The organism is Sulfolobales archaeon, assembly GCA_038881635.1.
Taxonomy (GTDB): Archaea; Thermoproteota; Thermoprotei_A; order Sulfolobales; family AG1; genus WYEN01.
The window spans coordinates 174,031-196,081 of sequence record JAVZPJ010000001.1 but is presented as its reverse complement, the minus strand read 5'-3'; the positions used below and the strand labels follow the sequence as shown (position 1 = coordinate 196,081).

The following is a 22,051-nucleotide window of genomic DNA, read 5'->3' as shown; positions in this document are numbered from 1 at the left end:
ACCTCGCTCTAGAGAGCAATATTTCTCGATGTAAAATATTTTTTATCACCCCACTTCCATATTACCCTTATAGTAATATAAGGATCTCCTCTGTCAATAATGTTCTTGCTAAGCTCTAGAGTAAATTCTCTTTCATCACCTTTGGCCTTCGCCACAGCAATGTTTCTACCCTTATTTATGGCAACTGCCAGTATCTCCTTGGAATCTATATCACCTAGATTATCTATTAAAATTCTAACCCTTATCTTATCAGGATCTATTTTCTCTATATGTGTATCATTTATTACATAATTCGGCTCTTTATAACCTTTCTCTTGCATTACTTTTATAGGAATAAGAACAGCACCACTCGCTACAGCTAGTGGAATACTCTTCTTATCTGGCGTGATCCTCATACTAATTTCTTCCAAATCCTTCAGGATTATATTCTTGTTATCTATAGAGATCTCAGAAGCTTCTGTGAGAGGTATTATGTAGAGAGATACATCTACATCATATGCTAAATCTCTTGGAAAGCTTACCAGTGTGTAAGCACCTGTCTCCAATATCTTAGACTCTAGATCTAGATACACACTTTCGCTTTTATTCACATTTCTAATCTTAGAAGCTATACTGTATGTGGATATGAGACTTGCTATGTGAACTTTAATTATTTGATCTCCTTGGTATTCTATAGAGATCCTGTTAACATCCGAAAGCATATGTTTTATAGGCGTAAGATCATATGCTAAGATCATGTATCTCTTCTCTTTATATAAAAACTCTGAGTATGGTCTAAGAACTCTGGATATATTAAAATCATTTATCAGAACCCTCCATTTACAAGTTGCATAATTAAGGTTTTGATGTGATTCTAGCACCATGACAAGATAAACCTGTTCTATTAGATCTCTGAACTCGCTAAATGTCTCTAGTGATATAATCTTTTTATTATTTCTTAACACCTCTCGAAGATCATGTGAAGATATGAATACAGTATCACCACTTAGCCACATAAGTCTCACTCACTAGCTAGAATATAGGCTACTCCTAATAAATATTATCTCAAATTATCAATAATCTTTCTCATGATTCAATGCTCTAGTTTTAATAGACTATCAGAGTATTTTGAGAGTCTTCTTAACATCTTCATTTTATCCTGTTCTCCAAGTCTAGATCTTTCTATAGCCTCCTCTAATGTCATGATAGTTCTCTCGATTAAATCTCTTCTCACTCTATAAGGTATACCATCTTTACCTCCATGCGCAAACGAGTACAAGAAAGGATCTATAGGATGCGTAACAGGATCTCTATTAGAGGGAGGAGCGTTAAAGATGAGATCTGATACCAGCGCTAATGCTCTGACATGCTCAGGACCAAAACCTTTTAATTCGAGTGCTTCGATAATATTTCGTGCATTTCTCAGTTGAAGATTGTTTATACTTTCTATAAAGCTTTTCGATATATTTATAGGCTTATAATACGGTATCGTGAACTCTCTTCTTCGAATATCATTTTTCCTAAGATCTGAACCTTTTGAGTATGTGTGTAGAGATGTTAATCCCTTTAAAATTCTATTCACCTCCGAGATCATTCTAACAAGTCTACTAGATTCCTCGCTGATGAGATCATCGATTACTCTCCTAGCTTCAGCAGATTCTTTATCGATCATGTTAAGAGGTTTTACAATTACATTTGATGCTAGACCTGAATGAGGATCTGATAGAAGATCCTCTTTGAAAGTATCTTGACTCAGATGATATCTTCTAGCCATCTTCTCAGCAGTGTTCATACCTTGTTGCACGACACACCAGAAACCATCTCTTGATATAAAGAGCGTGTGATGATATAGAGAGTACCCATCTTGTAATAATGATGAATCTATTTTTGCGGTGAGCCTGCTGATCCTAGTATACATACTAATACTATCCTCACCTAGATCAAACCTCTTAACAGCTTCAGGAATCTCCTTAAGCGTATCCTTAGAATGAACACCCTTACCTCCTAGAACTAGAAACCCTAGATCATTTCTCCATGTAATGCTTTTCACAATAGCCGTTACCACAGTAGTAGAACCACTACTATCCCAATCCATTCCAATTACGTTATTAAACGCTTGAAACCAAAGAGGATCCGAGAATCTTCTTAGAATATCTCTAGGATCATAGATTTCATAGAGAGCTTTTAGAATAGACGACGCAAGCCTCATCATGTATTCTAAAAGCCATCTAGGTACATGGCCTTCGTGGAGTGGTAGATACGCTATGCCGCTCATTATCTTCATTTAAAATCTCTTCTGAAAACTAATATTTAACTGCTACTATTAGACTAGCATGAATCTTCTGAGATGCGAAGAAAACTTTGATCTCCGAGGAATAATATTAATAATCTCATCATTATATTTATAGAGAGGTCTTATCATGTCGGAAGAAGCATATGAGAAGATCTCTGATAACTTCTATATAATACACACAGGCATTCCTCCTTGCGAGAAGTATATATCATCATATCTTATCATAACTGCTGCTAGAAGAGCTATTCTAATAGATCCAGGTCCTATGAACTCGGGCGAGAAGATTGTAAAGGTGCTAGATAAACTGGGTGTTCTAAGAACTCTAGAGATGATCATTCCAACACATGTACACCTAGATCATGCCGGGGCAGCGGTTTATATAGCTCAGAGATCTGGCGCAGCTATAATGGTTCATCCTAGAGGAATACCTCATATAAGAGATCCCTCTAGATTGTGGGAGGAATCTAGAAAGGTTCAAGGAAGTGAGATTACCGAGAGATATGGGAGACCTCTTAATGGAGATAATGTTGAGATTATAGAGGCTAGAGACGAAACAGATCTCATCCTAGATGATGTATCTCTTAAGATACTCCACACCCCTGGACATGCTTCACATCATATTTCATTGTTCTGGCATGACAGGTCACTACTATTCACAGGAGATTCAGCAGGGATCTATATTCCTGAAATTGATTCTATAATTCCCACGACACCTCCTCCTTTCAGATACGATCTCTACATAGAATCTCTTAGAAATATGATCTCTTTAAAACCTTCGGATATAGCATTCGCACATAGAGGTATTAGGAAAGATGGAGATCTTCTTCTCAAGCATTTAAATCAGATGAGAATATGGCTTGAAACTTTTCTTATCACAAAATCAGAAGACGATATTCTGAAGATACTTGGTGAAAAAGATGAATTCACAAATAGATATCTCAGGTTTGAAGATAAAGATTGTATGATCGCTACATTTAATATAGAGCTAAGTATCAGAGGTTTTCTCGAGGAGATCAAGAGATTAAAATCTTTCTAGTATTAAACTATCTATGGTGATGTATAATCTCTTCAAAGAATACTATGATATTGGATCTTAAGAAAGAAGCTGAGGGTTGTGGTGGAGTAGTTGCAGCCTTGCTAACATATTTGCGAAAGCTTCGTAGCGGTGATGAAATGAGAATCATAGCTGGAGATGATCAGATTAAGGAGTTAGAGGAAACCCTAGAGCTATTTACAAGACATGGTGTGATCAAGATCGTTAGTAGAAATTCGCGAAATGAATTTATAATTGCAAAAATCAGATAATAAAGACTTGCATTGGAATAAGTCTGAATACGTGATTCCACTCTCTTCTCTAATTAAGTAGTTTTATATGGAATAATTGTTTTCTCGTTTTCATGACAGCTCTTTATAAAGCTCGTTATGCATAACTTAAGACTCTGTATGATTTGAATGCCCTATTGAAAACTTTTTCCAAGGGTAATTACACGGCAGACCTTGCGAGCATGCTTCTTATCTTCTTGACCGACGTGAACCATGTATAGAGCCATGTGATAGTTAGAATTCCTCCAGCTCCTATGAGCATGATATTCCTTATAAAGGGATCTTCTATCTCTAATATTATATCTCTAAAGATCTTTAATACTAGGAGATATCCTAACATGAGTGACAATCCTATTGCATATACCAGAAGTAAGCCCGTTAGCGATGACTTAATAGTTTCTAGTCTTGGAAGTATAAGATCTAGAGATATATCATGTGGAATTCCGCTATCTTCAATATTTCTGATCTCTCGATTCTCCTTCTCTCTCATCTTGCTATCGGATAATTATTATAATCCCAACCCTATTAAAACTAATAGAGAGAAATCTCTGAACAACGAGCTGAGTTAAATATGGTGACAAATCTACCTCCAGAGGCTAGAGCTAAGTTTGTGAAATATCAAGAGGCTAGAACTCCTGAGGAGAAGCTTCAAGCATTACAAGAATTTCTATCGGCTGTGCCCAAGCATAAGGGAACAGAGAATCTCGTTAGATGGATCAGGAGAAGAATGGCAGAGCTTAGGGAGGAGATTGAAGAAAGAAAGAGATCTTCTTCTAGAGGTGGTGGTAGATCCTTTTTCATAGCTAGGGAGGGCGATGTTCAGATAGTTATGCTAGGATTAATGAAATCAGGTAAATCATCGATCCTGAAAACTCTTACAAATGCTAGAGTTATTGTATCTGACACTCCATCTCTAACCACTGCTCCTATTCCTGGTATGTTCGTTTATAAAGATATATACTTCCAGCTTGTAGAAGCTCCATCGCTTTCGGAAGATCCTGAAGCCAGGATCAATAGAATGAGCATAAGCCTTGCCAGAAATGCTGACTGTCTTCTACTGGTTATAGATCTCTCTCGAGATCCTGTGTACCAGTATAGCTATGTGAGAAAACTTCTAGAGGATGAAGGGATCAAAATAACCAAACCTAGAGGAAGGATCGAAATCATAAGATCCTCTGGCTCTACAGGTGTTAGTATAATTAACTTCGGTAGATTACTTGATGCATCAATAGATGATATAAGAAAACTCCTTGAATCATATAAGATTCAAGGAGTTGAAGTGAGAATCTATGGAGAAATATCATTAGAAGATATTGAGAGCTACCTAATAGGAGTTTCACATTATAAGCCTACTATAATCATTGCATCCAAAAAAGATCTCGATCCTAAGGGATTTAATTGCGAGATGCTTAGAAAAGAAGTTGAGAAAGAGATCCCAATTCTCTGTACTGAGACCTCAGATCAGAATAACCTTATAAGAATAGGAGATCTAATCATAGAAACAATGGATCTTATCAGGGTTTATACGAAACCTCCACACGGAGAGATCTCAAAAAGACCTCTAGTCCTGAGAAGAGGAGCTACCGTGTTAGATGTCGCTAGAGCTGTTCACGAGGATCTCTACAAAGGATTTCTATACGCCAGAGTTTGGGGACCTTCTGTAAGATATCCAGGCGTTAGAGTAGGTCGCGACCATGTTGTTAAAGATGGAGATATAATAGAGATCCATTATAAAATAGTGGGAGATTAAAATCTTATAGAGCTCCAAATTTCTTAGTCCACTCATCATAGTATCTAAGCATCTCCTGAGAGACGCTAGGCTTTCTCCTCGAGAGAACTTTTTCAAAATCTTCCATAGACACAGGTCTAGGTTCTCTAGTTTCTTTCTCAAACATCTCGTCTAGTGTGAGTTCATAGGCGTCTCTAACAATTTCTTTAATATCACTGGCAGAATAACCTTCTGTCATCTCTGCAAGCCTGTTAAAATCTATCCCAGGATCTAGCTTTAGAGATCTAGTATAATGCCTGAGTAGAGCTTCTCTAACTTCTTTACTGGGATTAGGAACATAGATTCTCTTCTGAAATCTTCTTAAGAAAGCCATGTCTAGAACCCATGGTTTGTTTGTTGCCCCTATAACGAATATGAGCTCAGAAGATCCCTTGGTATGTATCCCGTCCATTTCTTTTAGAAATTGATTCCTAACTCTAACCTCTCCACCGATCTCAGCGTTATAAACACCCATCAGAGAATCTACCTCGTCTATGAATATTATCACCGGAACACCCTTGCTAAGCCATATATCTCTAGCTTTAGAAAAGATTTTGCTCACATTCTTTTCAGCATCGCCAAGCCATTTAGACATGATGGAAGCTGCATCAACTGCTATAAAAGCTGCGTTTATCTCTCTTGCAAGAGCTCCAGCTAACATGGTTTTACCATTTCCAGGAGGACCATAGAGAAGGACACCCTTAGACCATCCTATCTCATTTGGATAGAGATCTGGCCTTTTTATAGGGTAGACTATTGCTCTTCTGAGAATCTTCTTAATCTCCTCAAGATCAACTATATCATTAAAACTTATATTAGGTGGTGGAGACACCAGGTCTTCAATCTCTACATTATTCTGATAAGCACCTCCTCCCCCCGATAATATCTGTTGAAGGTTTTTCTCTATAAACTCAGCTCTCTTCTCATATTCTTTTATATATTCTATATATGTATCTCGCATGGGAAGATCTCTATATAAGGTCAGTATTTTTTTGAGAATCTCTGCTGCCTTTCTATAATTCTTGACTGCTTCCTCATAGTTTCCCCTTCTCTCCATGATAATAGCTCTATCAGCATACTCTCTAGCCATCTTTTCAAGAATCATCGTAGAAGATCCTGACACGGAGACCACCCGAATCCATGAAAGAAGAATCAGGATCTTAAAATCACTATCTTATACTATCCTCCTCCGCTTCTCACTATATTTACTTTACCTTTCTTAACTAGATTATCCAATGCTGCCATCACATATTCTCTCGGTATCTTATACTGGGTGCTAAAATCCTTAATATCTAGAAAACCTCCTCTGGTAGTTATATAGTCTAGAAGCATTTTCTCTACATCCTCTAGCTTAGGAATATCATGTTTCTGACTCGAAGCAGTGTGAGAAGCTCTGGATTTTGAAATATTCTCCTCTTTACTTATGCTGGTTCTATCCTTTTCTCTATCCGGATTGAGTATATTTACAGCTAGTATATCCTTAGGTAGAACTACGTCTTCTTCGAGACGCTCGGGGGGTACGAGCTTTGATAACTCAGGTAGCAGTTCTGGTAGCTTCGAATTAACGGATTTCTCAGCCTCTTCAACAATCTTTCTCATCAGCTCCTCTGCTTCTCTACTACCCAGTCTGAGATAGCTCTCTTCTACTACTGATGAAGGAACTGAGGTGCTTCCAAGAACTGAATTTATCTCGGATGATATCTTCTCTAGAGACACAGCAACTCCTGGAACTATGGGTAGTATCTGAGGCTTCAGATAATCTATAGTTCTGCTCAGAGATAGTAGTAGCGGGTACGCCTTGTCAAGCTCGTTCAACGTCTGTAATCTTATCTTCAGCTGCTCTAGGAAATTATAAGAAATCATAAGCCTCCTAAAGATCTTTCTTATCTCAACTAACTCATTGACATATATAGTGGCTTTGGCAATGTTCTTCTGTGTCACAGACTTAATGGCTGAGGTATATAAGTCCTCGTATCTTCTCTTCAGCTTACCTAAAACCTCTTCAATAGATAAGGTTGCGGCTTCTATCTCTGCTAGTATGCTTTCAATTGTTCTCTTCATAGGAGATACTTCTCTTCTAAAGATCTTCATAAAACCTTCTAGAAGAGTTCCGAAGAACCCTGTTTCTCTATATTTTCTCTCAACATCACCTCCATAGCTTGTCACCATGAGCGATCACCAAGAACTCTTAAGAAGATCTAGCTGTTGGTTATGATAACATTGATAGGAGTCTGCTGACTGGATGGAGCCTGAATCTGAGGCTGCGGAGGTGAAGTTGTCGCAGGCTGTGTTGAAGGCTGTATTTGCGTAGTTTTTATAGGTGTCGTGATCTCTGTTTCAAGTTTTTCAATTATCTCAATATGTTTCTCAAGATCTTTTTTCTCCTCAACATACTTATTTCTAGAAGATCTTAGCATATCCATAGACTGCTTGAATCTCTGCTCAGAGATCTCTCCAGAAGTGTATATTAATTTAAGATGATTAGAAGCCTTATCGAGATGAAGTATCTCATCTTCAACTTCTCCTAATCTCTTTCTTAGGAGAGATCTGGTCTGTCTAGCTTTCTCTTTAAGTCTGCTTAACGTTGAATCTATTTGTTTCTTCATATCTTCATAAGCTTGAGCGCTTATCTCTTTATTAATATAGAGATCTTCAATAGCTCTCGCTCTTTTCCTGGCTCTGTCAAGCTGGGCTTCAACTTTTAGAGCTTCAACCTTCCACTCTGGAAGTATGATCAAACCTTCGTGAGATATTACCAATCTTTCTGAAGGAATATATCTTATCGAATAATCTTCACTAACCACCTCGACACCTGAAACACTACCATCTACATCAGAGTATACTGATGATAAAACTCCTAAGATTCTTCCATAGGGATCTGTTATCTTACTACCTAGGAATCTCTCCACTTCTTCTATAGAGACCATTTCAACACCTCGTGATAAAGAGCTTTATTATAAAGAGCTTAAAAACTCAAACCCTTCCGAAAATCTTCTCAATGCTTACCATAATAAGACATCATAACCTGCAGAGCTGGACCACATCATATAATTACTATAACTATTCACAGTATTTGATCAGATCTGCTGTTAGATTTCTAGAGTTTTTTACTGACAGATTTAGATCTATATAACTCATTAAGCTCTTTGTATAATTATCGTTAACATATCTTACAGCAAATAAAAATCTATTGTTAATAGGATCTGTAAAAAGATTATACGATATTGATCCATCTATAATGATAAGAGGTATATCGAATTCTGTTTCATAAAGCTCTATTCTGCTAATCATACTTCTAACTGATTCAATATCGATGGAGAGATTCTCACCTATTATCATCTTGAAAAGATGAGGAAGAGTTTCTTGTGTTGACATACAAAAATGCCTTATAAGATCTTTTATAATAGAGCTTCCCTTGCTATATGGCGGCGTTATATACCTAAATCTGATCTCACGCTTTATCATTGCTCTAAAGAGCTCTAGAACTAATCTTCTCCAGTTTATCTCAATAGGCTTTCTACTAACTACCACAGTAGCCTGAGATCTCATCATGTTTAAATCCGATATAAGAGAGTTCTCGAATTCTTCATATGTATTGAGAATATCCACACTAGCTATGGCATTAGCATTTAAACCCTCTGATCTTTCTATTCTGATCCTAGAAACTATATCTTTCATTGTATCTGAAAGCTCTTTTAAACGTCTGCATCTAGATTCAGTATAATATGCTATAGTATTTAAAGGATCCCTAATTCTAGCTTTCAATAGTTTGTCTCTGTAGACTTCTATGAAGCCTTTATCTCTTAAGCTTCTGATGATCTGATAGATCTTTGTCCGAGGTATCCTAACATCTCTAGCTATATCTCTTATAAAAGCCTGATCTCTGAGTAGTAGGTATAGATATACTCTAGCTTCATAGAGTGTTAGATCGAGCAGTTCTCTTAGTATATCTAAAAGTTTTACTTCTAGATCTTCTTTCATCTAGCTGTTACCAGACATATATTTCTTAAATCTAGCATATTCTTCGGGAGGCATTCTAAAGAATTCCTTCTCGCTTGGGAATCTACCTTCTCTTACATCAAGTACATATCTCTTCAAAGCGTTAAAGAAAATCTCTCTAGTATCTGCATACTTTCTAGCAAATGGAGGTGGCGAAGGTGTTAAGCCTACGAGATCATGAAATACAAGGATCTGACCATCACACTCGACACCTGATCCAATGCATATCGTAGGGATCTTAAGGATCTTAGTTATCTCAGAAGCGACCTCGGCTGTAGTAAATTCAATTACTATAGAAAACACACCAGCCTCTTCTAGCGCTCTCGCATCTTCAATTATTTTCTTAGCATCATCAGCAGTAGAACCTCTCAGCTTAAGCCCATATATCATCTGCCTCTGAGGATTTAATCCTATATGCCCCATCACAGGGATGCCAGCACGGATCATAGCTTCTACCTTGTCAATGATCTCTGAACCTCCCTCAACTTTAACCGCGTCAGCACCCATCTTAATCATCTCACCAGCGTTTCTCACAGCTTCCTCCTTACTAATTTCATAGCTTAGAAAAGGCATGTCAGCTACTACAAGCGCTTTTGGTGCTGCGTTTAAGACTGCCCTGAGATGATGCTTTATCATATCGAGTGTGACAGGTAGTGTGGTTTTAAACCCCATTATAACCATACCCAGAGAGTCTCCAACCAGTATTCCATCTACACCTGCTTCATCAGCTATGCTGGCTTGTATATAGTCATATGCTGTCACCATAACGATCTTCTTACCCTCCTTTTTAGCTCTTATAAAGTGTCTTGGCAAGATCTTCTCTGGCATGACAGGCCTCCTCCTGAGCCTTAACCATGTAATACAATATTTCATTATATATAGGTTTAAATCCTCTTCTCAAACCATATTCAATAACTGCACCATTTATATAATCGATCTCGGTTCTCTTACAATTGAGCACATCCGAGAGCATTGATGAGTAGTTATCTCCAGTACTTCTAGCAATTTTTATAACCTCCTCATAGGGATCCGCAGGCATTTCTATGCTGTTTCTTCTTGCAACCTCTTCTACTTCTTCGCAGATCTTTCTGGCTATTAGATCCTTTATATAGCTATTTTCCACAATTATTTTATTTCTAGCTCTCATGATAGCTGTAATAGGATTGATCACGGCATTAACGGCTAGCTTAAGCCATCTATAAGGCTGTATATCTTCTACCACCTCTATATTAATCTCTCTCAATAGATCTTTAAAGATCTCTAGATACTTGTTTCTATAACCTTTCAACATACCCAGATAACTCTGAGAACCTCCGATCCATCTAAAAGTGTTAGAATTGATCCTATGGACACCCTGATTTAAAACTAGTTGCGAGATCTTATCAGGTCCTATAAGCTCTGCTGCTATCTCAAGTATTTTTAATCCATTCTGCGTCACCACTACCAACAACTCTTCTTTATTTCTGGGAATCCTAGCACTGATATCTCTTATAATACTCTCTGCATCATAAGCCTTAGTAGCGATCACAATGATATCGGAGTAGATCCAGTTCTCATAATCATCATAAACCACAGGTTTATACCTTAAAATAGCTCTCCTACCATCTATATTCTCTAGATACATATCTTCTGCTACTCGATCTCTTTTGAACACAAGTCTAGGATAAACATAAGATCTGTTCATAAGATATGTTAACAGACTTCCTACGTTTCCAGCTCCTATAATACTAATCTCTATCAAGATCCCCTATTAAATTTAAATACGATAATAACTTCAAAAAATTTTCTTATCCATTTAACAGCCTTAGGTCTGAAACCCATGGCTAGAGATTCTACTAGAAGCTCTCGAAGGGCTCCTAGGCTGCTTGATACTAGGAATAGCATGCCTTTATTAAGTTTTAAAGTTCTAGAAGCTTCTCTCATGATCTCTAGGGAGATCTCGATACCTCTAGCACCTCCACTCCATCTAGGATCATCTTCATCGGGTAAATAAGGAGGATTTGAAAAGATCAAATCAAAAGAGTTATCTCTAAAACAAGAACCAGATCTACACTGAACAACATCTGAGAAATCCGAGCATCCGCATTCATATAAAATCTTCTTACTACATTCAACAGCATGATCTGTTATATCTATTGCAACTAGAAATTCCATCTTTTCACAAATGACACAGGATAACAAACCACTACCACTGCCAACCTCTAAAGCTTTCTTTCCTTCCTCAATCTCAGGATTCTCTCTAAGAATTTCATAGAGAAGATATGTATCATCCGAGGGTAGGTAGATACTCTCAGAACAGTAGCTAAAGATCTTCTCTAGGATACCTGTGAGAGAGCGTATAGAATTATTCTTCCTATAACTCATGCATTTTCAAACCTCATGAAAATCTTCTGATCCTAAATAAAATCATGATCTTATTTAAAGAATTCTCCTAATTTCCTCGAGAACTATCCTAAGGTTATCTAGAAAGCTTGGCCCATAATGAGCTAGCGTGTCCATTGGTATCACGATATATCTGCTATTTCTAACCGCAGAGATCTTTTCCCATCTTCTTACCTTTATAAGGTTCTCCAACTCTTCTCTGGAAGGTTTTTTATTCTTACTTTCATAGATTATTATCTCCGGATCTAATTCTATAACCTGATTTAGATCTAGCACCGGGAAGTCCGCCACCTTGAAACCGTATAGATACGACTGTTTATGATTCATAAAGATATTATATAACCCGAATAGAGAGAGAGCAGAAGTTATGTGAGAGTAGTATGCTGGAATCGTAGGACCTCCAAGGTCTATCTCTACATAGGTTCTAAGTTTACTCTTTACTCGAAATTCTTCAACTAGTTTGATTAATTTCTCCAGCATCTCTTCTGCGAGTTTTAATCCTCTATCATACTCTCCTACCAGGCCTCCTATAATTACTATGTTATTAAAGATCTCATATACACTGGCTGGTACTGGTATGGGATAGATAGGTTTATTAAGATCTTTAAGTTTTTCCAAGATCGCTCTCTGAACACCTGTTGTCGTTATTATGAGATCAGGATCCAGCTCTCTTACTACTTCCAGATTCACAGTAGTGTAGCTACCAACTCTTCTCTTGTTCATAGCCTCCGGAGGTCTGTAAGACCATGAGTCAACACCTACGATTCTATCTCCTACTCCTAACATGAATAGAGTTTCTGTAGCCGATGGAGACATGCTAATTATTCTCTTAGGCTTTTCAGGGATCTCTACATATCCTATCTCTGGAGAGTAGACTTTAGACATTATAAGCCCCTTACAAATTTAAATTCTTTAACAATGATTTTATTATTTATTCTTCGGAGGATTACATTCTATGTGCACTTCTATTAAGTCTCCATGTTTTAAATTCAATACATCTGAGATCTTTTGATCTGATACTATCTCAAGCACATTCTCCTCATGACCAGATCTGAATGGTCTTATTACGAGAACCTTACCTATTTCTTTAACCTCTCCAAACCATATGTAAAGCCCTCCATACTCTCTTCCATTATAGCTAAAGTTCTCTATCACTAATGAAGAACCGCATTCCTTTAGAAGATCTCTATAGCTTTTATTATTCAGCTTTATATTAAGAGTCCCTTCGTAAGGTTCTCTACCTAAAAGATTTCTGAACATGTTTTTATAGGGTTCGAGCCCCATAAAATATCTAGCTCTATCAAATCCTTTGACATACACAGCCTTGAAGGAGACTTTCAATCTATATACCCAACATCCTAAAATCTATATTTGAAGAGCATATTTAAGTATACGATGTATAATATATAGTGGATGATTAGGGAGGTGATCTCTGAGACAGTATGATGAGACCCTCGATCTAATATGAGCTTCTAGCAAAATTCTTCAGGTTCTAAAGTGGTTCACATTAGCTTGTATCACTCTTCGATCAAGATCAATATTTTAACCTCTTCAACTCGCACCTTGTATCTGACAAGAACCTTACAAACCTCATATCATGCTACCTTGAACACAAGAGAAACCTATAGTAGATACATATACGCATGATATGAAACTTTAATATACCTCTGTTCTCAGAGGATTACGTGATCTCATAACTTGTTAATGAGAGAAATTATGTGATGAACTATGTGATCTGCCTCCGCCCTAAAGGGCGAGGCTTTCAAAATTGTAAACCTATATAAAGAGCTAATATATGGAGTATGTTTAGTTAGATAGTATTTTCAAGTCATAGCCTACGCATGTTAAGAATATTATATCGAATAGTAAAGGAGATTAAGTAGTATGAGAACTAGATATAATATCTTCAAGGTTTATATGATCTATCAGGATGTTCTTAAAAATCTGACAGGAGTTGATCTTGATAGAGAGTGGGATGCCTCTCTAGCAGCCTGTTTAGTTTCTAGATCGCTAGATGTTAGAGAGCCTACTATGGTTTTAGAGGAGTTAGAGAGATTAGCCTCCAAGAGAAAGGCTTTAGTAATAGGAGCCGGACCTGGTATAGAGAGTGCTACCTTGGATCTTATCATAGAAAAATATGATACAATAGTATGCGCTGATGGAGCCTGCATGAGTATACCAAATAGATCCTGTAGAGATCATATACTCTGCATATATGCAGGAGATCTGGATGGAGGTTTAGAGTCTCTGATAAGAATATTAAGATCTGGCGGTTACGGGTTCATACAGTTTCACGGAGATAATTATAGTAAGATCTCTTCTTTGATGTATTATATAAGAAACTATAGAGACAGGATCCTAATTACAGTCCAGACACCACCACTCTGCAATCTTACAACTATCATACCAGGCTTTACAGATGGTGATAGAGCATATATGATAGCCAAGGTACTGCTTAAGATCAAAGAGATTGATACCTTAGGAATGGACCTAGACTCACCTTATTCAAGCATGTACTCAAAGCCCTGGTTAAGCGGGAGATCTCTTGTATCTCTTCAGAAAGCTGAGAAGCTGAGATGGGCTAAGAGAATTATTTACCAGCTTTCTCTTCCTATATATATAGATTCTTCTTCTACGCCTGAGTTAGAATCCATATGAGTAAGCCTGCGAGTGATGATATGAGGATCAATATATACATGCTTATTACATAATCTGCTTCTCTAATAGGTCTTTTGATCGATGCTATATTAGCTAGAGTCACAGGAGCATCAGGATCTCTATTACCATATATAAAGCCTTGAACCACCGATACAGGTCTTTTCTTGATCTCTCTTCTCTCTTTAAAACCTCTTATAGAGACCAGTATAGTAAAACCATTTATCACTAGAGGAAGAAGTGATAGAACTATTAGAAACTCTACAGAGCTTATAAAAGCTATAGAAGCAAACCAGCTTCCAATGATAAAACTTCCCGAGTTTCCTACAAAACTTTTCGCGGGATATGCATTGTATATTAAAAATGCGGATAATGAGGCTATTAGCGATATAAAGATCACAGCGTCAAACGGATTCTTTTCTATGAGATAAGGTGCTAAAACGGATAAAGCTATAAGACTAATACCGGCAATCAATCCATTGTGAGTATCACTCATATTAATAGCATTAAGAGCTATAGAGTATCCTATCGCAACTATGATAGGATATAAGAGAAACAGCCTGGCTTCACCGATGAAGGGGATGAAAGGAGTAGGTTTATACAATCCTAGTATTATAACAGGTAGCGAGGGCATTATAGCGAGAATAGGTTTTACTCTTCCACTGAGAACCCTGAGATCATCATATAATCCTATTCCGAGAGCTATTAGAGAAGATATAAAAAACGCCAGAGTTCTCTCGCTAGGATGAAAAAGAAAGGGTATAAGAGATCCTATTATGAGAGATACACCACCTATTTCGGAGGCATAACTATTCCAGGGCTTGTGAACATCTTTACCCACTATACCTCTTGCAAAAGACAGTCGCATGATTATAAGGAGAGTTATTGTGGTGAGTATGAAAGATATTGAAAATATGATTCCATGAAAGATCAGAAGATCATACGTCATGATATACCAACTAAAATATTTTAGACAGATTTAAAAACGCTTAATCAAACAAAGACCTTTCAGGAAGAAGATGCTGAAATGCTTCAGGATGAAGATCTATATCATAAGATCCTCTGGTTCACTATATGTGAGACGCTAAATATACTTCTCCCATCAACTGATATAGGTATCTTCGCTGGAGGATATTTAAGATAGCCAGGTATTCTCTGTGCCAGTCTATCTTCATACGTTGGAACTAGTTCATTCTGATAGAATAACCCTATATAGATCTTTTCACCCCACTCTGCATATCTAAAAGCTTTCTCAATCTTTTCTTCTCTTTCTTCCTCGGACCTTACTACAGGATCCCAGCCATCTAATGTTTCAAGCTTTACTATTCTCTGAAGATAATATTCTTTAGTATATACATCATTATAAGTTGGACATGGCTGTAGAATATCTATAACAGCAGATCCTCTATGAAGAATTGCTCTCTTGATAAGCTCTTTAAGATGTGGAACATCATATGCAAAGCCTCTTGCAACAAATGTATAGCCTGAGGCTAGAGCCAGCTTTACTGGATTTATAGCGTCTTGTATATTAGCCTTGGGAAGAGCCTTGGTCTTAACACCTCTAGGAAGCGTTGGCGATGCCTGCCCCTTAGTCAACCCATATACCTGGTTGTTGAAAACAAGAACTGTCATATCAATATTTCTCCTGCCTAGAGACACAAAATGACCTACACCTATACCCAGAAGATCTCCGTCTCCTCCCGTGACTATCACGGTCAGCTCAGGATTTGCAATACGAATACCAGTTGCATATGGAATAGCTCTTCCATGGAGTGTGTGAACTCCGTTTCCGAAGACGTAGTGAGGAGTTTTTCCAGAGCATCCTATACCTCCTACGATAACAAGCTTAGAAGGATCTAGCTTAAGATCTGATAGAGCACCCGTTAATGCTGAGAGAATACCATAGTCTCCACAGCCAGGACACCAGTCTGGAGATTTACCGCTTCTAAACGTCTTCAGAGACTGCATCAAACTCAGAGTGTGCCACCATACTTCTAGAGGTTTTAAAAAAATATAAGCAGAACCACGCTGAAAATATTCAATGTTATAAGATTATGCTGGTTCTCCTGATACGCCATACTTAGACTTCCATGTATCGAATTCTGACTTCAAAGCTCCCTGGAGAGGTGCATTAAACCTGTACCATTTACTCTTAGCCTTAGCCTCGGCAGGAGCCTGTGATGTAGGCCATATACAGTTTACAGGACATACTTTAACACATGAGAAGTCATCTATACACACATCCCAGATCAGTCTTGCTTTTGCATTTTCATCTAGTTCTAATGCCTGAACAGGGCATACTGCTACGCATGCTCCACAACTTATACATATATCCTGATCTATCACTATCTTTTGATACTCTTTCTTCTCGCCGTGAGACAATTTATTCACCTCAGAAAATAATGTGAAGAACATAAATATATAGAGCACCGTAAATATACGGGTACTATCTTTGGAACCTATTATCGTGAGAATATATATAGGTTGTGAAAAAGATCCTCTGAATAAGATAGCTAGAGAGTGCGAAGGATGGTTCATAGCGGTTCAGGATCATGATATAAGAATCTATGTTAGAAAATGTAGCAGAAGAATCATAAGATCTCTTGGCAAGGTCATCTACTTTCGTAAGAATCTTGGAATACTTTCTATAAGATCTCATATCTTAGAGGATGTGATAAAAGAGTATAGCCTGATATCAGTCTTATTTGATGAAGGCAAACTATATATAGATCTTATGATCGAAAAATTTGAAGATCTAAAGAAAATATTAAAAGAGATCTATGAGAAAGGTTGCTCTGTGAAACTAATAGATCAGTTTAGGTTCGATGAATATATTCCAATACTTTCAAAAAGACAGAAAGAAGTACTTATAAAAGCCATCGAGAAAGGATACTTCAGCTATCCCAGGAAAGTGAATCTATCTAAGCTATCTAATGATCTAGGATGCTCCATATCTACTTTACACGAACACATTAGAAAGATTATAGAAAGAATCATGTTAAATTATTACGTAAGATATATACCCTAAGATGGAGGGCTAGCAGAAAGCTTGGCTAGGGCAAGACATGATGCTATTCTTGATCATGATATGATCGTAGATCTAGAGCAGAGAATATATATAGTCTTCGGATCAGTGCACCCACCTGGCAGAATATATGCATATCTTAAATACATACCTCAAGAATATTTAGAAGCAGGTGGTAAGAGCATATGGATCTATAGAAATATACCTCTTAAACGTGTTGTAGAGAGATACTCTATAAACCATGTAAGAAGAGTGTTCGAGAGATATCAAGAAAAAGCATATGAGATAACTTATGGAGCTGAGATACCCTATGTATCCAGAGACCGTGTTTATAAGATATTAAACCCTGAGGAAAGAGCTTACGAGATATATTTAAGACCTAGAGATAGTCTAGAATTTAAAGTAGCTGAATTCATAGACCTGATAAAAAGCTACGTAGGTGTGCCATTAGACAGTATAGGTGTTGGAGGTAGTATTCTAGGAGGTTTTCATAACACAGCTTACAGTGATATAGATCTCCTGATCTATGGTTGCGACAATATAAGAGGTATACTGGAGAATATAGAGTCAATTTTAAAACCTCTTGAAAATGAAGATCTCCTTAATTGGATTTCTAATCAAACAACCCTACATGGAATAGATCTAGATCTAGCTAAGATGATGTATAGGATCTACAGAAGAGGAGTTTACAAGGATAAGCATGTTTCCATTGTATTTCCACAGGATTACTGTGCTTATCCCTGCAGATATACATCGAAAACAATTAAATGTGTAGAGGTCGAAGGATTTGTAGAACCTAAACAATGTGGAGCTATTCAATATCCGGGAGAAGCTCTGATCAAATTAAGGGGTTCATATAGATCTGATATAGAAGATGAAGATGGCGAGGTTAAAATCATGATCTATGAAGGATCCTTCTCACCGATACTCTACGAAGGAGGTTTTGTAAAGGTAAGAGGAAGTTTACAGAAAGTCTATGATTTTAGAACTGGAGAGGAATACTACACCATATCTCTAGGCACGAGAGAATGCAGATCTCTAGTAGCACCACTCGATCGATAGAATATAAAATTTTGCCAGAACTCGCTTGTAAAATCAAGATGGACCGGCCGGGATTTGAACCCGGGACCTCTCGGGTGCAAACCGAGCGCTCTTCCAGTCTGAGCTACCGGCCCACCATTTAACTTTGATTATATAGTAAATTTAAAAGTTTACAGATTAACCGTTTCCCGATAGATAGCTATTCACAGGCTTTCAGGCTTCTCAACCGTCTGCTTCTTAGCGGTTTCTCCAGAACCTTTTTGCCGTAGAAATTTCTTCACATCGCTCGAAGCTTGTTGCTCTAAAATCTTGAAACTCTAAAAGTATATTGATCTTATGAGCTCAGAGAACTTAAAAACCCTTCTATGAGGATCTACCATACGAGCTTAGCATTATAACACCAAGACTTATTTGATAGATAAAGATATTAAACCAAGAAATATAGACCTGGATAAATATCAGAAAGAAGACAGAGCTTATATTTCAATGATGATCTTAATTTAATAAATATTGAGGAATTAACTTTAGGATTGATTCCAGATCTCGATTATCTGATTTATTAGTCTCATAGCTTGAGCAGCTCTATAAACTGCGCGAATAGATCTACAAATTTATCTATTTCACTCCTGTCATGAACCATAGAAGGCAGTAGATGTATCATGTCTTCAGTCATGTATAACATCCCGTGGTTTCTCATGAAAAGATGAAGAGCTCTAGGAATCTCTTCATCAAGTCTATTAAGTCTAGCACTCCTGTTATCCCATGGTCTTTCTCTAGTAAAATGAATCCCAAGCATGCTTCCAACACCTGTGGCCCAGCATATTCTATTTGATTCCTCGCAGATCTTATCTATTCTAGATCTTGTTTGATCCCATATTTTATTAAACTCGTCATAGAGCCCTCTGTTCTCATATAAATATTTTAAAAGCACATAGCCAGCAACAGAATTAACAGGATTCCCTGTAAACGTTCCTCCATGACCACTTCTCTCTCTCGACTTAGGCCTCTTAATATGATCTAGGAGATCCATTAGATCGCTTCTCCCTCCGAAAGCACCAGCTCCTGGAAATCCTCCTCCGATGATCTTTCCGTATGTCACGAGATCTGCTCTAATATTAAAGTATTCTTGAGCACCTCCGAAAGCAAGTCTGAAACCTGTTATAACCTCATCAAATATAAGTACAGATCCATGCTCTTCTGTAAGTCTTCTCAATTCTTTTAAAAACTCCTGCCTAGCCTCGATACATCCTCCTGCACCTAGCACTGGTTCTACTATAACAGCCGCTACATCATATATCTTCAGCAGTTTTTCCACATCTTCTATAGAATTGTATCTTGCAATTAGAGTATACTTTACAAAATCTCTTGGAAGACCTAAGGTCTCGGGATCATCATAAGGAGGTGATACCCCTACATGAAGCTGGTCTAAGCCTCCGTGCCAGCCTCCTTCAAATTTTATCACATATTTTCTCCTAGTATAAGCTCTGGCTAGTCTCAGAGCATACATGTTACTCTCAGTACCACTCATACTGAATCTTATCTGATCCATTCCTGGCAATGTTCTGGTTAGGAATTCCGCAAACTCTACCTCATAAGGATTCTCATATCCGAAGTGGGTTCCTCTTCCTATAATCTCTCTAACAGCCTCGACGACGAGATCAGGTGAATGTCCTAGTACATGTGTTCCATGACCCATCCAAAAATCTGTGTACTCGTTTCCGTCAACATCCCATACTTTAGATCCTTTGGCTTTACTTATGTATAGAGGATAAGGTGAAAAGAATCTTATGGAATAGGATACACCACCTGGGAGGAATCTTCTGGCCTTGTCAAAAAGCTTTCTAGAACTTGGAGTTCTTTTAAGGTAGATCTCTGTATTCTCATGAACGATCTTTTCGATCTTCTCTTTTAAAGACTTCACACTAATCCCTTTAGAGAATGATAAGCGAGGGTTTTATACTTATCAAAGTTAAAATCTTATCTAGAAAAATCTATTCTGATAGAAAGAAAAGAATATAATAGACCCTCAAAAACCTCCTATATATTAAAGGGATTTTTTAAAACCTATTAGGAGAGGATAATGATATTTCTACAGATTCTCGCAGGAGTTATGCTCCTATCTCTTGCATCTGTGCAGATTATACATACATTCTATGCAATAGGCTTTTTAAGAGTATACAGAAAGAATACGGGTATTGCAGGAGTTGAAGAGAAAAATAATGATACATTTCCAAAGATTAGAGCCTCAGTTATTATTCCAGAGAAAGATGAAGATCTAGATATATTGAAGAGATCTATTGAAAGTAGTGCGAGACTTAAATGGGATAGAGAATTTCTCGAGATAATTCTCGTGGCAGATGATTCGAGGGATAGAAGAACTCTTATAGAAGATCTAGTTGATATGATAAGCAGAGATACCAAAACAAAGATCATTACTATATATAGAGAGAAGCCTGCTGGAGGGAGAAACGGTGCTATTAACGAGGCTATAGCAAGATCTTCTGGAGAAATAATAGCTATAGTTGATGCTGACACTACTCTCTCTCAGGATTTTCTGTTAAGAGCTTATGAGAAAATGATATCCGAGAAGTGTGATGCTGTAGTTGGTAGGTGGATTGGCAGGAGCTACTTTAGATCTAGAATAGGCTACGCTCTAACAGCTTCCACTACATTTATACAAACACTGTTATACTACGGAAGATCTTCGTGGGGGTTTTACATTGTTCCTCTCGGCAGTGGAACAGTCTTCCGTAGAGAGATCTTTTCAAATATAGGTCCTATAGATCATGACATTGTTCAGGATGATTATTGGATTGGAATTAAAATGTTCAGAAGCGGTCTCAAGACATGTTATGAAGACAATGCCTTGGTAGAAGTCTTAGTACCATCAACCTATACGGCGTTCAAGGTTCAACAGAGTAGATGGGCTTATGGAGCGATGCAAGCTGTTTTAAGAGGATTCAAACTTATAATAAGAGCACGAGATAGCATAGTTAGAAAATTAGAGCTGATCTTATACGCCTTACAATACATCCCAGCTCTAGTACTTCTAATTATAACTCCTCTATTTTACTTGTCCTATGCCGTGATAAGACCTTCTGAAGACCCTGTGCTACAGGTTTCATCATTATTATATCTATGGATAGCATCTTCAATACTCTACGTAGCATTCTACATAGCCATATTAAAGATAAGAGCTGGAGCTCCAATACTTAGAAGTCTGAAATGGTTGGGAACTTCTTCAGCTACTAGTTCTGTGTTGACACCTGTACTAGGGCTTAGCCAGTTGAAGGCTCTAGCTAATCCTAAGAGGTATAGATATAAGGTTACACCTAAAGGAGATTCTGAGAAGATGAGAACTAGAATAAAAGATCTTATCCCTGAAATACTCTTCTCACCAGTAGTTTTCATAGGCTTTACAGCATCAATTGTGTTACATCATATAGGAGTCTTTATAGTATCAGGCGCCATGCTTGCATCCTATCTCTATGTTACTTTCTCCGTGGGGTCGTCCTCTATATGAAGAAATAATCGAGCTTAGATCATAAGACCTTCTAACTTCTTTTATTCGATGTAATAAGATATC

Annotated in this window: 23 protein-coding genes and 1 tRNA gene; 7 read left to right on the top strand and 17 right to left on the bottom strand. The window is 37.5% G+C overall.

Annotated elements, in window-relative coordinates; genetic code table 11:
• Nucleotides 1-8: 8 nt before the first annotated feature.
• Both QXS89_01025 and QXS89_01020 read right to left on the bottom strand, forming a co-directional pair.
• Nucleotides 9-995, bottom strand: a complete 987-nt coding sequence (locus tag QXS89_01025; GenBank protein MEM3830772.1) for a hypothetical protein — start codon at nucleotides 993-995, stop codon at nucleotides 9-11.
• Nucleotides 996-1,072: 77 nt separating this feature from the next.
• Nucleotides 1,073-2,263, bottom strand: a complete 1,191-nt coding sequence (locus tag QXS89_01020; protein ID MEM3830771.1) for a DUF763 domain-containing protein — start codon at nucleotides 2,261-2,263, stop codon at nucleotides 1,073-1,075.
• A gap of 136 nt (nucleotides 2,264-2,399) precedes the next feature.
• Between QXS89_01020 and QXS89_01015 the strand changes: the two genes are divergently transcribed.
• Nucleotides 2,400-3,308 (top strand): MBL fold metallo-hydrolase, encoded by a 909-nt coding sequence (locus QXS89_01015; protein ID MEM3830770.1) that lies wholly within the window; start codon nucleotides 2,400-2,402, stop codon nucleotides 3,306-3,308.
• A 50-nt stretch (nucleotides 3,309-3,358) separates the two neighbouring features.
• A complete protein-coding gene (locus QXS89_01010; protein ID MEM3830769.1) occupies nucleotides 3,359-3,577 on the top strand; it encodes a hypothetical protein in 219 nt (72 codons plus the stop codon).
• A gap of 178 nt (nucleotides 3,578-3,755) precedes the next feature.
• On the opposite strand, the gene QXS89_01005 is transcribed toward QXS89_01010, so the two are convergent.
• Complete coding sequence (locus tag QXS89_01005) at nucleotides 3,756-4,085, bottom strand: hypothetical protein (GenBank protein ID MEM3830768.1); 330 nt, start codon at nucleotides 4,083-4,085, stop codon at nucleotides 3,756-3,758.
• A gap of 81 nt (nucleotides 4,086-4,166) precedes the next feature.
• Here QXS89_01005 and QXS89_01000 point away from each other — a divergent pair, with 81 nt between their 5' ends.
• On the top strand, nucleotides 4,167-5,345 hold the full coding sequence (locus QXS89_01000) for a TGS domain-containing protein (protein MEM3830767.1): 1,179 nt from the start codon (nucleotides 4,167-4,169) through the stop codon (nucleotides 5,343-5,345).
• Nucleotides 5,346-5,349: 4 nt separating this feature from the next.
• Here QXS89_01000 and QXS89_00995 read toward each other — a convergent pair whose 3' ends face one another.
• The 9 genes from QXS89_00995 to QXS89_00955 form a co-directional block, all read right to left on the bottom strand.
• Nucleotides 5,350-6,468: an AAA family ATPase gene (locus tag QXS89_00995; GenBank protein MEM3830766.1), complete on the bottom strand. Its 1,119-nt coding sequence runs from the start codon at nucleotides 6,466-6,468 to the stop codon at nucleotides 5,350-5,352.
• Between the two features lie 74 nt (nucleotides 6,469-6,542).
• The gene (locus QXS89_00990; protein MEM3830765.1) at nucleotides 6,543-7,532 is read right to left on the bottom strand and encodes a hypothetical protein; all 990 of its coding nucleotides are present in this window, start codon (nucleotides 7,530-7,532) and stop codon (nucleotides 6,543-6,545) included.
• Nucleotides 7,533-7,561: 29 nt separating this feature from the next.
• Nucleotides 7,562-8,290: a CdvA-like protein gene (locus QXS89_00985; protein ID MEM3830764.1), complete on the bottom strand. Its 729-nt coding sequence runs from the start codon at nucleotides 8,288-8,290 to the stop codon at nucleotides 7,562-7,564.
• 133 nt (nucleotides 8,291-8,423) lie between these two features.
• Complete coding sequence (locus tag QXS89_00980) at nucleotides 8,424-9,344, bottom strand: helix-turn-helix domain-containing protein (protein ID MEM3830763.1); 921 nt, start codon at nucleotides 9,342-9,344, stop codon at nucleotides 8,424-8,426.
• Nucleotides 9,345-10,190 (bottom strand): 3-methyl-2-oxobutanoate hydroxymethyltransferase, encoded by an 846-nt coding sequence (panB, locus tag QXS89_00975; GenBank protein MEM3830762.1) that lies wholly within the window; start codon nucleotides 10,188-10,190, stop codon nucleotides 9,345-9,347.
• Entirely contained in the window at nucleotides 10,150-11,103 is a 954-nt protein-coding gene (locus tag QXS89_00970; GenBank protein MEM3830761.1) for a ketopantoate reductase family protein, read from the bottom strand. The genes panB and QXS89_00970 overlap by 41 nt, the downstream gene beginning before the upstream one ends.
• Entirely contained in the window at nucleotides 11,100-11,726 is a 627-nt protein-coding gene (locus tag QXS89_00965; GenBank protein ID MEM3830760.1) for a methyltransferase, read from the bottom strand. Before QXS89_00965 ends, QXS89_00970 begins: the two co-directional genes overlap by 4 nt.
• A gap of 54 nt (nucleotides 11,727-11,780) precedes the next feature.
• Nucleotides 11,781-12,629: an ABC transporter substrate-binding protein gene (locus tag QXS89_00960; protein MEM3830759.1), complete on the bottom strand. Its 849-nt coding sequence runs from the start codon at nucleotides 12,627-12,629 to the stop codon at nucleotides 11,781-11,783.
• Between the two features lie 42 nt (nucleotides 12,630-12,671).
• Entirely contained in the window at nucleotides 12,672-13,085 is a 414-nt protein-coding gene (locus QXS89_00955) for a DUF120 domain-containing protein (protein ID MEM3830758.1), read from the bottom strand.
• A gap of 543 nt (nucleotides 13,086-13,628) precedes the next feature.
• Between QXS89_00955 and QXS89_00950 the strand changes: the two genes are divergently transcribed.
• Entirely contained in the window at nucleotides 13,629-14,402 is a 774-nt protein-coding gene (locus tag QXS89_00950; GenBank protein MEM3830757.1) for a 6-hydroxymethylpterin diphosphokinase MptE-like protein, read from the top strand.
• On the opposite strand, the gene QXS89_00945 is transcribed toward QXS89_00950, so the two are convergent.
• The 3 genes from QXS89_00945 to QXS89_00935 all read right to left on the bottom strand — a co-directional run bounded on the left by QXS89_00945 (nucleotide 14,377) and on the right by QXS89_00935 (nucleotide 16,781).
• On the bottom strand, nucleotides 14,377-15,348 hold the full coding sequence (locus QXS89_00945) for a hypothetical protein (GenBank protein MEM3830756.1): 972 nt from the start codon (nucleotides 15,346-15,348) through the stop codon (nucleotides 14,377-14,379). The genes QXS89_00950 and QXS89_00945 overlap by 26 nt on opposite strands.
• Before the next feature lie 101 nt (nucleotides 15,349-15,449).
• A complete protein-coding gene (locus QXS89_00940; GenBank protein ID MEM3830755.1) occupies nucleotides 15,450-16,367 on the bottom strand; it encodes a 2-oxoacid:ferredoxin oxidoreductase subunit beta in 918 nt (305 codons plus the stop codon).
• An 84-nt stretch (nucleotides 16,368-16,451) separates the two neighbouring features.
• Nucleotides 16,452-16,781 carry a 4Fe-4S dicluster domain-containing protein gene (locus tag QXS89_00935; protein ID MEM3830754.1) on the bottom strand — a complete coding sequence of 110 codons (330 nt, stop codon included), beginning with the start codon at nucleotides 16,779-16,781 and terminating at the stop codon, nucleotides 16,452-16,454.
• A 70-nt stretch (nucleotides 16,782-16,851) separates the two neighbouring features.
• On the opposite strand from QXS89_00935, the gene QXS89_00930 reads away from it, so the two are divergent.
• Both QXS89_00930 and QXS89_00925 read left to right on the top strand, forming a co-directional pair.
• Nucleotides 16,852-17,427, top strand: a complete 576-nt coding sequence (locus tag QXS89_00930; GenBank protein ID MEM3830753.1) for a helix-turn-helix domain-containing protein — start codon at nucleotides 16,852-16,854, stop codon at nucleotides 17,425-17,427.
• Nucleotides 17,428-17,448: 21 nt separating this feature from the next.
• Nucleotides 17,449-18,486 carry a hypothetical protein gene (locus tag QXS89_00925; GenBank protein ID MEM3830752.1) on the top strand — a complete coding sequence of 346 codons (1,038 nt, stop codon included), beginning with the start codon at nucleotides 17,449-17,451 and terminating at the stop codon, nucleotides 18,484-18,486.
• Between the two features lie 39 nt (nucleotides 18,487-18,525).
• Here the strand turns inward: QXS89_00925 and QXS89_00920 are convergent.
• Both QXS89_00920 and QXS89_00915 read right to left on the bottom strand, forming a co-directional pair.
• Nucleotides 18,526-18,599 (bottom strand) — tRNA-Ala (locus tag QXS89_00920).
• Between the two features lie 431 nt (nucleotides 18,600-19,030).
• Complete coding sequence (locus QXS89_00915; protein ID MEM3830751.1) at nucleotides 19,031-20,386, bottom strand: aspartate aminotransferase family protein; 1,356 nt, start codon at nucleotides 20,384-20,386, stop codon at nucleotides 19,031-19,033.
• Nucleotides 20,387-20,545: 159 nt separating this feature from the next.
• Between QXS89_00915 and QXS89_00910 the strand changes: the two genes are divergently transcribed.
• On the top strand, nucleotides 20,546-21,988 hold the full coding sequence (locus tag QXS89_00910) for a glycosyltransferase family 2 protein (GenBank protein ID MEM3830750.1): 1,443 nt from the start codon (nucleotides 20,546-20,548) through the stop codon (nucleotides 21,986-21,988).
• The last annotated feature ends 63 nt before the right edge of the window (nucleotides 21,989-22,051 follow it).